The sequence below is a fragment of the Streptomyces sp. TBY4 genome (genome assembly GCF_024213195.1).
Taxonomy (GTDB): domain Bacteria; phylum Actinomycetota; class Actinomycetes; order Streptomycetales; family Streptomycetaceae; genus Streptomyces.
This window is the reverse complement of sequence record NZ_JANAVF010000002.1, coordinates 673,714-686,726: the sequence shown is the minus strand read 5'-3', so window position 1 is coordinate 686,726 and position 13,013 is coordinate 673,714. Positions and strand designations below refer to the sequence as shown.

Annotated in this window: 11 protein-coding genes; 6 read left to right on the top strand and 5 right to left on the bottom strand. The window is 72.9% G+C overall.

Annotated features, from left to right (window positions below; translation table 11 throughout):
- Positions 1-28: 28 nt before the first annotated feature.
- Genes ectB through thpD form a run of 3 tightly spaced genes read left to right on the top strand, consistent with a single transcriptional unit; the run spans position 29 to position 2,694 of the window.
- Complete coding sequence (gene ectB / locus NLX94_RS07360; RefSeq protein WP_254381769.1) at positions 29-1,297, top strand: diaminobutyrate--2-oxoglutarate transaminase; 1,269 nt, start codon at positions 29-31, stop codon at positions 1,295-1,297.
- A gap of 35 nt (positions 1,298-1,332) precedes the next feature.
- Positions 1,333-1,737 (top strand): ectoine synthase, encoded by a 405-nt coding sequence (locus NLX94_RS07355; RefSeq protein WP_254381768.1) that lies wholly within the window; start codon positions 1,333-1,335, stop codon positions 1,735-1,737.
- 54 nt (positions 1,738-1,791) lie between these two features.
- Positions 1,792-2,694 carry an ectoine hydroxylase gene (gene thpD / locus NLX94_RS07350; RefSeq protein WP_254381767.1) on the top strand — a complete coding sequence of 301 codons (903 nt, stop codon included), beginning with the start codon at positions 1,792-1,794 and terminating at the stop codon, positions 2,692-2,694.
- A gap of 56 nt (positions 2,695-2,750) precedes the next feature.
- Here thpD and NLX94_RS07345 read toward each other — a convergent pair whose 3' ends face one another.
- Together NLX94_RS07345 and NLX94_RS39310 are read right to left on the bottom strand one after the other, a co-directional pair.
- Complete coding sequence (locus NLX94_RS07345) at positions 2,751-3,803, bottom strand: NAD(P)/FAD-dependent oxidoreductase (protein ID WP_254381766.1); 1,053 nt, start codon at positions 3,801-3,803, stop codon at positions 2,751-2,753.
- Complete coding sequence (locus NLX94_RS39310; RefSeq protein ID WP_254381765.1) at positions 3,800-6,322, bottom strand: hypothetical protein; 2,523 nt, start codon at positions 6,320-6,322, stop codon at positions 3,800-3,802. Before NLX94_RS39310 ends, NLX94_RS07345 begins: the two co-directional genes overlap by 4 nt.
- Positions 6,323-6,573: 251 nt before the next feature.
- On the opposite strand from NLX94_RS39310, the gene NLX94_RS07335 reads away from it, so the two are divergent.
- Positions 6,574-7,827: a lipase family protein gene (locus NLX94_RS07335; protein WP_254381764.1), complete on the top strand. Its 1,254-nt coding sequence runs from the start codon at positions 6,574-6,576 to the stop codon at positions 7,825-7,827.
- A gap of 27 nt (positions 7,828-7,854) precedes the next feature.
- Here NLX94_RS07335 and NLX94_RS07330 read toward each other — a convergent pair whose 3' ends face one another.
- Entirely contained in the window at positions 7,855-8,313 is a 459-nt protein-coding gene (locus tag NLX94_RS07330) for a GNAT family N-acetyltransferase (protein ID WP_254381763.1), read from the bottom strand.
- A 106-nt stretch (positions 8,314-8,419) separates the two neighbouring features.
- Positions 8,420-9,730, bottom strand: a complete 1,311-nt coding sequence (locus NLX94_RS07325) for a glycosyltransferase (protein ID WP_254381762.1) — start codon at positions 9,728-9,730, stop codon at positions 8,420-8,422.
- Between the two features lie 187 nt (positions 9,731-9,917).
- Here NLX94_RS07325 and NLX94_RS07320 point away from each other — a divergent pair, with 187 nt between their 5' ends.
- On the top strand, positions 9,918-10,619 hold the full coding sequence (locus NLX94_RS07320) for a response regulator transcription factor (RefSeq protein ID WP_254381761.1): 702 nt from the start codon (positions 9,918-9,920) through the stop codon (positions 10,617-10,619).
- Positions 10,612-12,156, top strand: a complete 1,545-nt coding sequence (locus tag NLX94_RS07315) for a cell wall metabolism sensor histidine kinase WalK (protein ID WP_254381760.1) — start codon at positions 10,612-10,614, stop codon at positions 12,154-12,156. The genes NLX94_RS07320 and NLX94_RS07315 overlap by 8 nt, the downstream gene beginning before the upstream one ends.
- A 15-nt stretch (positions 12,157-12,171) precedes the next feature.
- On the opposite strand, the gene NLX94_RS07310 is transcribed toward NLX94_RS07315, so the two are convergent.
- Complete coding sequence (locus NLX94_RS07310; protein WP_254381759.1) at positions 12,172-12,960, bottom strand: polysaccharide deacetylase family protein; 789 nt, start codon at positions 12,958-12,960, stop codon at positions 12,172-12,174.
- Between the last annotated feature and the right edge of the window lie 53 nt (positions 12,961-13,013).

Genomic DNA, 13,013 nt, shown 5'->3' with positions numbered 1-13,013 from the left:
AACACCCCACGCTCATTGGAGAGTTCCCTTGACCATGACCGAGCCGGTCCTGTCCGTCTTCGAGACACTGGAGTCCGAGGTGCGCAGCTACTGCCGCGCCTGGCCCGTCGTCTTCGAGCGCGCCTCGGGAAGCCGGCTGTACGACGAACACGGCTCCGGCTACCTGGACTTCTTCGCGGGCGCCGGGTCCCTGAACTACGGCCACAACAACCCCGTCCTGAAGCGGGCCCTGCTCGACTACCTGGAAGGGGACGGCATCACGCACGGGCTCGACATGGCGACGACCGCCAAGCGGGCCTTCCTCGAGACCTTCCGGTCCCACGTCCTCGAACCGCGCGCACTGAACTACAAGGTGATGTTCCCGGGGCCCACCGGGACCAATGCCGTGGAGGCGGCGCTCAAACTGGCGCGGAAGGCCAAGGGGCGCGAGTCGGTCGTGTCCTTCACCAACGCCTTCCACGGCATGTCGCTCGGTTCCCTCGCCGTCACGGGCAACGCCTTCAAACGGGCCGGCGCCGGGATCCCCCTGGTCCACGGCACCCCGATGCCCTTCGACAACTACCTCGGCGGCAGGGTCCCCGACTTCCTCTGGTTCGAGCGCCTGCTGGAGGACCAGGGCTCCGGTCTCAACCACCCGGCCGCGGTCATCGTCGAGACGATCCAGGGCGAGGGCGGGATCAACGTGGCGCGCGCGGAATGGCTCCGCGCCCTCGCCGACCTGTGCCGACGCCGCGACATGCTGCTGATCGTCGACGACATCCAGATGGGCTGCGGCCGGACCGGCGAGTTCTTCTCCTTCGAGGAGGCGGGCATCACGCCCGACATCGTCACGCTGTCGAAGTCCATCAGCGGCTACGGACTGCCCATGTCCCTGTGCCTGTTCAAGCCCGAGCTCGACCTGTGGGAGCCGGGCGAGCACAACGGCACCTTCCGCGGCAACAATCCCGCCTTCGTCACCGCGACGGCCGCCCTGGAGACCTACTGGGCCGACGGCGTCCTGCGCGAGCGGACCCTCGTCCAGGGCGCGCACATCGAGGGCGTACTGCGGGACCTCTGCGCCGAACACGCCCGGCTGGGCACGACGTACCGGGGCCGCGGGCTGGTCTGGGGCATCGAGTTCGCCCACAAGGAGCGCGCGGCAGCAGTGTCCCGCAGGGCCTTCGAGCACGGTCTCCTCGTCGAGACGTCCGGCCCCGAGGGCGAGGTCGTCAAGCTGCTCCCGCCCCTCACCGTCACCGGCGAGGAACTCGACGAGGGCCTCGGCATCCTCGCGCGCTCCGTCCGCGAAACCGCCTGACCAGCACCCCGCCGGACACCACGAAGGGCACCACCATGATCGTCCGATCGTTCCGGGACATCGAGGGAACCGACCGCCACGTCAGGGCGGCATCCGGCACCTGGGAGAGCAAGCGCATCGTCCTGGCCGCAGAACGCGTCGGCTTCTCCCTGCACGAGACCGTCCTGTACGCCGGCACCGAGACGTCCATGTGGTACGCGAACCACGTGGAGGCCGTGGTCTGCACGGAGGGGGAAGCCGAGCTCACGGACGAGGAGACGGGCCTGTCGTACACGATCACGCCGGGAACCATGTACCTCCTCGACGGCCACGAGCGGCACACCCTGCGCGTCACGCACGAGTTCCGCTGCCTGTGCGTCTTCAACCCGCCCGTGACCGGCCGGGAGGATCACGACGAGAACGGCGTGTACCCGCTGCTCACCGAACCCGGCCACGACTGACGTACCCGAGAACGCACGCACCAGAAAGATCCAGAGAGGAGAGGCAGCACCACCATGACCTCCGCATCCACACGCACGGTGACCGACCTGTATCCGACCCGGGGCTCCGAGGAGGTGCTCACCGGCCGCGCGGACCCCGTCGTCTGGTCCGAGCCCGGCACGCCGGGCCCCATATGGGCCCACGAGCTGGAGAGCTACGAGCGCGAAGGGTTCCTGTCCGTCGAGGAACTCATCACGCCCGACGAGACGGACGTCTACCGGGCCGAGATGGACCGGCTGCTCCGCGACCCCTCGACGCTGGCCGACGAGCGGTCCGTCGTGGAGCCGAACTCCCGCGAAGTGCGCTCCGTCTTCGAAGTCCACCGCATCAGCGAGGTGTTCGCGGCCCTCGCCTCCGATCCGCGCGTCGTGGGGCGCGCACGGCAGATCCTGGGCTCCGAGGTCTACGTGCACCAGTCCCGGATCAACGTCAAGCCGGGCTTCGGTGCCAGCGGCTTCTACTGGCACTCCGACTTCGAGACCTGGCACGCCGAGGACGGACTGCCGCACATGCGCACCGTGTCGGTGTCCATCGCTCTGACGCCGAACTACACCACCAACGGAGGCCTGATGATCATGCCCGGCTCCCACCGGAGCTTCCTGGGGTGTGCCGGTGCGACGCCGAAGGACAACTACAAGAGGTCCCTCCAGATGCAGGACGCGGGCACTCCGTCGGACGAGGCGCTGACCAGGTTCGCCTCGGCCTGCGGCATAAAGGTCTTCACCGGCAGGGCGGGGTCGGCCACCTGGTTCGACTGCAACGCGATGCACGGCTCGGGCGACAACATCACGCCCTACCCGCGCAGCAACGTGTTCCTCGTCTTCAACAGCGTGGAGAACCGCCCGTCGAAGCCCTTCGCCGCCCCGGTGCGCCGCCCCGGATACATCGCCTCGCGGGACTTCACCCCCGTGCGCTGAGGCCTCCGGCCGATCCGGCCCGGCACCTGGCGGCCGGATCTGCGGCGGCCGCCCCGTCAGCCGAAGCCCCGCGCTCCGAGCCTCGCGTACGTACCGGCCAGGTGGTGGATGTCGCGCTCGGCACCCTCGTGCAGCCACTGGCGGTACGTGGCCGCGGCCCGGTGCGGGTCGAGCGCGCCGTCCGTCACGGCCGCCGTGAGGCTGCCCGCCGTCCAGCCGGACAGCAGGGCCCGCAGCACGCCGTGGGAGGAGGACGGGTCCAGCCGCGCGGCGGCGTCGCCGACCACGAACCACCCCGGCCCCGCGGGGGCCCCGCAGAGCCGCCAGGTCACGTCGGCGGCCCGTGCCGGACCCTCGGGGGTGAGGCCCGAGAACTCCTCGGGCAGCCAGGTGCGCGACCGCTGCTCCGGGACCAGGTCGAGACGCATCCACTGGTACCGGGCGGCCCCCACCCGGGCCGTCCAGGTCCAGCCGGTGTGGTCCGCGACGATCGCGGGCGCCGCGTCACGGACCGGGCAGGCGCCCACCGCGTACCCGTAGCGGATCAGCAGGCGCGGTGACCGGGCCCGGTCGGTGCGGGCGGGCCCGAGGACGCGGCCGGCCGCGCGGGCGCTGCCGGTCGCGTCGATGAGGGTCCGCGCGCGGATCACCGCCGTGCCCGGCCCCGGGCCCCTGACGCGGGCGCCCGTCACGATGCCGCCCTCGACCAGGGGCTCCAGTACGCGGCAGGACATCCGCACCTCCGCCCCGGCGTTCCGGGCCCGGTCCAGCAGGAGCCCGTCCAGGCGCCGCCGGTCCACCTGGAAGCCGCGCCAGGGCCCGTCCGCGTCGGCGCCGAACGGCTCGAAGCGCGGCGCCCCGCCCCAGCCGACCTCGATGCCCTCGTGCCGGGCTCCCACCACCGACGCGAAGCCGTCCGGCAGCAGGCGTGCGAGGACGGACTCCACGCCTGGGTGCAGCGCCTCGCCCGGCCGGTCCCTCGGGCCGTCGGCGCGTTCGACCAGTACGGTCCGCAGCCCGCCCGCCGCGCACACGATCGCGGCGGCGCAGCCGGCGGGGCCCCCTCCGGCGACGAGCACGTCGACGGCCGGGTCTGCGGCCGCCCTCACCTGGTGGGGATCGTCGCGTCGCGCGTCCACTGGCCTCCGCCCCTGCGCAGCAGCACGGCCGTGCCGTCCGTGAAGGCGAGTACGTCCTCCTCGATCTCCACCAGGACCTTCTGGATGTCGGCGGGGTCCCGCGATTCGGTTCCGGGCCGGTACACGCGGACCCGGTAGCGGCGGGTCCCGGTGAGGCGGCTGCCGGTGGCCCGCTGGGCCTCCGCGAGTCCGGTGTCGTCGGCGTCGACCGCGGTGAAGGACACCACCGCCCACGCCGATTTGGCCTTCAGGATCTCGATGACGGCCTTGTCTCCGAACCGGGTCACGAACTCGGGGTCGTGGATGCCCAGGCTCCAGTACACCGCCGACATGGCCAGGACCCGGGACTTGGTCTCGGCGAGGTCGACGCGTGCGGTGAGGTGGGCGGTGAGCCGGTCCTGGGTGGTGATGTAGTCGGCCCTGTCGATGTCCTGGTAGGCGACCACCTGCCGGCCGCCCACCGTACGGACCTCCGGCCCGCGGATCCCGTCCCAGGGCAGCCGGCCGAGCCCGTCGGTCTCCTCCATGCCGATCTCGGCGTCGGTCAGCGGGACGATCGTCGGCCACGGATAGGGGAAGCCGGGGGCGTCCTTGAGCGGAGTGAACGTACGGGTCGCGTCGGGTGCCACGGAGGGCCAGTAACTTCCCAGGGCCGCACAGAGTTTGGCGTCCTCCAGGAAGGGGGTGCCGAGGCTGTAGGCCTGCATGTAGCGCTGGAGCGGCAGTCCGGGCTCGTTGTAGACGAGGCCCTGGCTGACTTCCCACCCGGGGTCCGTGACCCCGGCCGCCGCGTCCGGCAGACCGGTGTACCGGCCGCGCGCGCCCGCGGGCAGCGGACGGGCGAGGGGCTCACCGGGCGCCGGATGGCCGAGGACGGCGGTCAGGGTGTCGTCGTAGATGTCGAAGCCCTTGGGGAGGGTGATGTCGCCGGCGAAGCGGAACTCCGAGAGCGGGTGGGGCGGTACGGCCCACAGTGCGGCGCGGATCGCCTCGGGGACCTCCGTGCGCCACCACGCCGCGAGGTCGTGCTGGTTGACGTGGGGGAAGAAGTCGGGTGGTGCGACGCTGCAGAAGGCGGGCTTGAACGTGTCGATCTCGGAGGCGAGTTGCGGGCAGTCGACGGAGACGAAGCCGTCCCCGGCGAAGTCCACCCAGTGCTGGGCCCGGTAGCCTCCCTCCCGGATGATCGTGTCCATGTCCGGGTTGAGGTTGAGGTCCTCCAACCGTCCGTCGGCGTGCAGGCGGTGGCGGATGTTGACGTACTCGGGGGAGCGCCGGTCGTTGTCGGGGGCGGTCCCTTCCAGGTAGGTCGGCTCGGTCTCGAGGGAGCCGGGGATCAGCTGGACGGAGGAGAAGTACAGGATGCCCGGATCCTGCACCAGGTCCGCGGACACGTTGAAGCCGAGCCACTCCCCCTCGAACCGGGCCCGGTCCGCGAACGGCCCGGGACGCGGGGCGAGCACTCCGGATCCGTGCCCGCCCTTGCGTGCCGGCAGCAGGGAGGCGATCTTCTCGTCCCGGATCGTGAAGGGGAACTCCTCCAGGTCCTTGCCGGTCCACTCGGTGGGATAGCCCTGCTCCCGGAGGAAGAGGTGCATCCGCTTGAGCTTCTCGTTGACCAGGTGCGAGCCGAGGCTGAGGGAGAGGTCCAGGCCCTCCACGCATTCCCGCCCGGGGAACAGTTTGTGCACCGGCACCCAGAAGGCACGCTCGTCGTCGCCGGTGACGACGGAGCGGGGCCCGAAGGTGCGGCTGTCGGCCCCGGTGACCTGCATGGCGATGTACGGGGCGAAGCGCTGCGGCACCGTACGGAACACGAACGGGCGCTTCGGGTCCTGCCCGGCGAACTGGCGGGCCCGGGCGTCGTAGTGCGGGCCCGTGGTGCCCATGCGGGTGATGCCGGTCCGGGAGAAGCAGAGGTCGGCGTGGCGGCCGTGCACCGAGCCGGTGGCATCGCGGTAGTCGAGGGCGAACACCACCACACCGAGCGGGTTCTGCCCGGCGATCTCCCGGAGCCGGGCCAGCGAGGGCGGGCGCACCCCGTAGACGTAGTTCTCGACGGCTTCGATCTCGGCGAGCTCCGGGAACGCGCCGAGGGTCCGGCCCCGGCCGTCCGTGGTCACGTGGGGCGAGGCGAACGCGTGGTAGAGCAGGCTCCGGGCGGGGATCCCCGGCTCGATGCCGCGGGCGGGCAGGGTCGGGGAGAAGTCCTCGAAGCCGGGGACCGAGCGGTCCAGCTCGGGGACCGGCTTGCCCAGTTCGGCGGCCAGGTCCGTGGCGCCGATGTCGAGTGCGCCCCGGGTCACGGTGAGCAGCAGCGTGCGCCATCCGCGGCCCGCGAGGCGGGCGCAGGCATCGGCGACCGCGTCGACCAGCGGTCGGGAGGGGGGCGCCGCGACGGCCTCGTACTGGACGGTGAGCCCCGGGAACCCGAGCAGGAGGCCGCCGGCGGCAGCCCCTTTCACAAGACCGCGTCGAGAGAGCACCACGTTCGCCTCCAGGGATGTACGGGCCCCCCTTGCCGATCGGTGATTCTGGCGGCTCGGGCCGAGGCGGCCGCAGACCGACGCGGGCTTGCCTCCGAACGGCCCAAAGGATGTTGTTGACAGCTTGTTCGCGGGCTGCGCGGCATGGACCTCACAGGTGAACTCGGCTAGCTTTCGCGACGCGATCGCCCGGCGCGCCCTGACTGACTGACGGACTCACGGACTGACGGACTGACGGACGAAGGGGTTCCTCCTTGAGGCACGGACAGAGCCATCACCGCCCCGGCAGGTGGTCCCGCCGGGCCCTCGTCGGGGTGATCGCCGCGGCACTGGCGCTGCCGGGCTGTACGGGCGGCGGCGGTGACGACCGGAGCGCGGAGGGACCGGCCGCGTCCGCGTCGCCGGTGCCCGAGGGCGACGCGTTCTACGACCCGCCGCGCCCGCTGCCCGCCGGCAAGCCCGGTACGGTGATCCGCCAACGCCCCTACGCCCCGCCCGAGGCGGAGCTGACGCAGCCGGCGCGCACCTTCCTGGTGATGTACCTGAGCACCGGGACCGACGGCCGGCCGGTGGCCGCCAGCGGGCTGGTGACCGTGCCGGACGGCCCCGCACCCGCAGGCGGGCGGCCCGTCGCCGCCGTGGACCACGGCACCATGGGCATCGGTTCGGCGTGCGCCCCGTCCCGCATCCCGGCCTTCGCCGGGCTTCAGGACACGAGTCCGGTCGGCAAGCTGCTCGCGCGCGGGTTCACCGTCGTACAGCCCGACTACATCGGCCTCGGGGTGACCGGCGTCAGACACCCGTACCTGGGCGGCGAGTCCGCCGCGTACGCCACCCTCGACATCATCCGCGCCGCCCGCACGATCGACCCGGCGTCGGGTACGACCACCCTCGTCTACGGCGGATCGCAGGGCGGGCACGCCGCGATGTGGAGCGCGCACCACGCCGCCGCGTACGCCCCCGAGATCGACCTGAAGGGCGTGGTCGCCAACGCGCCGGCGGTCGGGTTCGAGTGGATGCCCGCCCTGTTCGCCGCGCAGGACGCGACGGCCACCGCCTACACCGGGGTCCTGCTGCTGCTCATCAACGGGGCCGCCGCGGCCGACCCGAAGGTCAGACCCGCCGAACTCCTCACCCCGGCGGGCCTGGCCGCGGCGGACCGCATCTGGACGCAGCCGTGCATGGCCGCCGACGGCGAGCTCCCGCCCGCCTCGGAGGTCCTGCGGGCCGGCGCCGATCTGGGGCCGCTCGACGCCGCCCTCAAGCGCAACGCCACCGGCGAGGTCGCGGTCGAGGTCCCGGTGCTGCTGGCGCAGGGCGGGAACGACGTACTGAGCAACCTCAACGCGACGCTCGCCCGGGAGCTGTGCGACAAGGGCGTCCCGCTGGAGTTCGCGTACTACGCCGACCAGGGGCACACCATCAGCGACGGTCCGCTGGACGATGCGATCGCCTGGATGGACGCCCGGCGCGCCGGCACTCCTACGGCGGCGAGCTGCCAGTTCTGAGGGGGCGACTCGGCGCAGGGTGTGCGTTCAGCTGCCCGGTGCCATGTCGTAGGTGACCCACATGGTTCGGGTGGCCAGCTGGTCGTACTTGGCCCGGGCACGGTGGTTGTCGTCGGCCGTGATCCAGCGGACCACGCTCCAGCCGCGCTCGGCCGCGATCCCGCGCAGGGCCGTGAGCAGGCGGTCGGCGGCGCCGGAGCCGCGGTGCGCGGGGTCGACGAACAGGTCGTCCAGGTAGCAGCCGGTGGTGGCGGAGAGGGGGCGGGCGAACGGGCGGTAGTGGGCCAGGCCGATGAGGCGGCCGTCCCCGTCCTCGGCGACGAGGGCGTTCACCTCGTGGGCGGGGTCGTTCACCCACGCCCACACGCGGGCGGCGGCCTCCTCGGTCTGCTCGACCCGGTAGAAGTCGGCGTAGCCGCGGTACAGGGCGCGCCACTGCGGGAAGTCCGCCGCGCGGACCTCGCGGACGGTGATGGTGCTCGGCATGATGCGTACTTTCGTCGTCGGGAGGGTGTTCCGGCCAAGGCCTTCGGGAAAGGATCATGCCTGGTCCGCCCGGTCCCCGGCTTCGCCGGAATGTCGAAGCCCGCGCTCATGCGGGTACGCGGCGTCCATCTCCGGGGCCCGCCGCGCCGCTCTTCTTCAGGGTTCCGCGGGCGGTGGAGCGCAGGGCGTGTGCCGTGTCGATCGCGCGGACCCGCGCGCGGTGCGCGGCTTCCCGTACGGGACCGGGCCCGCGCCTGCCGGGGCCGCGCCGCAGCAGCTGCCGGTAGAGGTCCAGATGCCGCTCGGCGATGTGCGCGGGATCGAAGCGGGCCGAGTTCCTCAGCGCCGCGGCCCCCATGCGCCGGCGCAGTTCCTCGTCGGCGACCAGGCCGAGCAGGGCGGCGGCGACGGCATCGGCGTCACCGGGGCGGACGAGCCGGCCGTCGACCCCGTCCTCGATGATCTCGCGCGGTCCCACCGGGCAGTCCGTGGAGACGACGGGGAGGCCGCAGCGCATCGCCTCGACGAGGGTCATGCCGAACGACTCCCGGTCGGAGGTGGACACCGCGAGGGAGCCCTTGGCCCATTCCGGCTCCAACGGGTGGGCGTTGCCCATGAGGTGGGCGCTGCCGCTCAGTCCGAGCCCGTCGATCAGCGCGGACAGGGCGGCCCGCTCGTTGCCGGTGGTGTCTCCGCTGCCGAAGATGCGCAGCTGCCAGTCCGGGTGCGCGGCGACGACCTGCGCGAAGGCCCGTACGAGGAGGTCGTACCGCTTCGCCGGAGTGAGCCGGCCCGCCGCCACGACCACCTTGCCGGTGCCGTCGGCCGGTGCCCCGTAGGCGGCGGGAACGCTGTTCGGTATGGCCTCGACCCTCATGGAGCGCGGGCCGAAGCGGCAGTAGGCGCTCGCGTCGGCCTCGGTGACGGTGGTGAGGGCGTCCAGGAAGGGATAGCGGTGGCGTATCTCGTGGCGCAGGCGGAAGCCGTGGTTCGAGAGCGTGAGGTGTTCCTGGCCGACCCGGACCGCGGCGCGGTGGGCCTGCCGGGCGATGTGCACGTTCAGGCCCGGCCTGGTCCCCACGACCACCTCGGCGTCGAGGGTGGTCAGGTACCGGCCGATGCGCTCGTCGGTGAGCCGGCTGTACTGCCGGTGCCGGCCGTCCGCGCGGGGGAAGACCCGGGCGGGCAGCGCGTGCCGCGGGTCCTCGCCGTCGTAGTCCGGGGAGCCCGGGCGCAGATCGACCAGGGGGCGGAGGACGACCCCGGCGGGCGCGCCCATGGTCGGTGCGTCACGGTGGCGGAGCACCGAGACGATCTCCACGTCGTGCTGCTCCGCGAGCGCCGCGGCCAGGTTGAAGGTGGACCTGATGGTCCCTCCGATGCCGTAGGCGTTGTGGAGCAGGAAGGAAATACGCATGCGGCGCCGGGCCCTTCGGTGACGGGACGGGACCGGCCGGCGTGCTCGGGTCCGGCCGTGGTGCGGGTCGTGCGGGTCGTGCCCCACTGTGCGCAGATCATGCTTAGCCGTTCCTGAAGGCCGGTTCGCAGGGGGGCGGGCACGATCGGGGGCGAGGGCGGGGGCTCCCGGATGGCATCCTGACAAGGTGGACATTTTGCTGGTGGAGGACGATCCGGTGATCGCGGCCGCGCTGCGGGACGGCCTGGAGGCCGAGGGGTACGCGGTCACCCTGGCGTCCGACGGTCTGACCGCGGTGGAGCTGGGTGCCACGGGCGGGTTCGCGGCGATCGTCCTGGACGTCATGCTGCCCTCCCTGGACGGGTTCGCCGTGTGCGGGCGGCTCAGGGCCCTGAGCATCGGCACTCCGGTGCTGATGCTGACCGCCCGGGACGGGGAGCGCGACGAGGCGCACGGCCTGGACATCGGGGCGGACGACTATCTGACGAAGCCGTTCTCCCTGCTCGTCCTCACCGCGCACCTGCGCGCTCTGATCCGCCGCAGCGCCGGCGGGGGCGCGGGCGCCGCGGGCTCCGGGGCGCAGGAGGTGCTGCGGGCCGGCGACCTGTGGCTCGACCCGGGGGCGCGGACCTGTGGGCGCGGCGATGAGCGCATCGAGGTGACCGGCCAGGAGTTCGCGGTGCTGGAATGCCTGATGCGGGAGCCGGGCCGGGTGCTGTCGAAGGAGGCCATCCTCGGCGAGGCGTGGGACATCGCCTACCGGGGCGCGGCGAGCATCGTGGAGGTCTACGTCAGCCTCCTGCGCCGCAAGATCGACCAGCCCTACGGCACCCGGAGCATCGTGACCGTCCGGGGACACGGCTACCGGCTGGACGAGTCCCATGCCTGAGGCCGCACCCGGCGACCCCGACCGCGATCCCGCCCGGAGGCCCGTGTGGTGGTCCGCCTGGTGGCTGGGCCTGCCGACCCGGGCCCGTACCGCTCTCGCCGCGGGAACGGCCGCCCTGGTCCTCGCCGGCGCCGGGGCGTGGTGGCTGCACCGCGACGTGTACGCCACCGAGATGGAGGAGGCGCGCGGCCGCGCCCTGGGCCAGTCCCGGGCCGTGGCCCTGGAGTTCGCCGGTGTCCGGGCCAGGGACCGGGAGACCACCGGCGACATCCTCGACCGCTCGCCGGTACTGATCATCGGCCCGGACGGCCCCTTCGACTCCTGGCTCCCCCGGGCGTTCCCCGGGGCGCTGAAGGAGCTCACGCCCGCGCCCGCGTCGGCGCCGCCCGCCTGGGCCACCGTACGGTCGGTCCGGTTCGGCGACCCGGATCCGGCCTGCCGGGAGGACCCTTCCCGGGCCTCCACCGGGGAGCCCCTCCCCGGCTGCCTCGCCCAGGCGGCCACCCTGGCGGGGCTGACCGTCGACATGGCCGGCACCAGCATCGAGGTGCACTCCCCCAGCACCCCCAGCCCGTCGGCGGCCCCGGCCGGGCGCTACACCGTCTACGTCGCCATCACCCGGTCCGAAGCCGCCCGGACCGCCGACGCGCTCCTCCCCGCCCTGAGCGGTGCGGTGCCGCTGGCCGCCCTGGTCGTCGCCCTCAGCGCCTGGGTGGCGACCACCCGTGCCCTGCGGCCGGTCGAGGCCATCCGCACCCGCCTCGCCACCGTCGACCAGCCCGGCTCCGGCACCCGTGTGCCGGTCCCCCTGGCCGAGGACGAGATCACCCGGCTCGCCCGCACCACCAACCGCACCCTCGACGTGCTCGACGCCCATGCCCGCCGCCAGCGCCGTTTCATCGCCGACGCGGCTCACGAACTGCGCAGCCCGGTCACGGGTCTGCGCACCGTCCTCGATGTCGCCGTGGCCCATCCCGAGCGGCCCGCCGCCCTCGGCGACGCCCTGGAGGCCACGCGGAGACTGCAGTACCTCGTCGACGACCTGCTGACGCTCGCCCGGCTGGACGCCACCCCCGGGGCGGTGGTGGACACCGCGCTCGTGGACTTCACCGAGCTCGTCCGCGAACTCCTCCTCGAACTCCCGCACACCCGGCCCGAAGCCGGTGCGGAGCTCGTTCTCGACGCCCCCGCGGAGCCGGTCACCCTGCACGGCGACCGTGACCAGCTGCGGCGCCTGCTGCGCAACCTCCTCGACAACGCGGCCCGCCACGCCTCGACCCGGGTCACCGTCACGCTCGACCCGCGGCCCGGCCGGCTGGAGTGCACCGTCCACAACGACGGCGCCCCGATCCCCGGAGCCGACCGCGAGCGCGTCTTCGAGCGCTTCACCCGCCTCGACGAAGCCCGTACCCGTGACACCGGTGGCACCGGCCTCGGCCTCGCCATCGCGAGGGACCTGGCACAGCGCCACGGGGGCACCCTCGCCGTCGTCCCGGCCGACCGGGGAGCGGCGTTCCTGCTGCGGCTGCCCGCGTAGGCCGGCGCGCCCCGGTCAGGGCCGGTAGACCTTGCCCGGTTCGAGGGTCGCGGGTGCGGCCAGTTGGGAGACGGTCACGAAGGTGTAGCCGCGGTCGTGGAGCTCGCGGACGATCGTGGGGACCGCGGGAATGGTTCCGGCGTACCGCTCGTGGAGCAGGATGATCCCGTCCCGCTCGGTCTGGTCGAGCACGCGCTTCACGATGAGCGCGGTGTCGGTGGTCGCGAAGTCCTTCGCGGTGACGCTCCACAGGATCTGGGCGAGTCCGAGCTCCTTCAGCACCTTCGACACCTTGTCGTCGGTGGCGCCGCCCGGCGGGCGCATGAGGGTGGGCGCGTGGCCGGTGGCCTTCTCTATGTCCCGCTGGACCGGCTCGATCTCGGCGCGTATCCCGTCCGGGCTGAGCTCGGTGAGGTTCTCGTGCGACCACGTGTGGTTCGCGATCTCGTGGCCCTCCGCCGCCATGCGGCGCACGGTGTCGGGATAGGTGTCGGTGTGGCCCTTCCCCTGGAGGAAGAACGTGGCCCTGATCTGCGCCTCCTTCAGGAAGTCGAGCAGTCGCGGGGTCGGTTCGCTCGGGCCGCCGTCGAAGGTGAGGGCCACGCACTTGGCGACCGTACAGTCCACCGGGCCGGAGGCCTGCTCGCCCCCGGAGCGGGCGACCGCGGCCCGGACGGCGGCCGGTGAGACGACGCCGTTGAGGGAGGAGCAGGCGGTGAGGGTGGTCAGCGTCAGCGCGGCCGCCACCGTCACGGCCCGCCGGTAGGAGGTGCCGCGCGGGCGGCGTGTGAACAAGCGGATCATGAAGCGGGGTCCTGGATCGGTCGGAGGGGAGGAGTCGGTCTGCGTACGTTTCC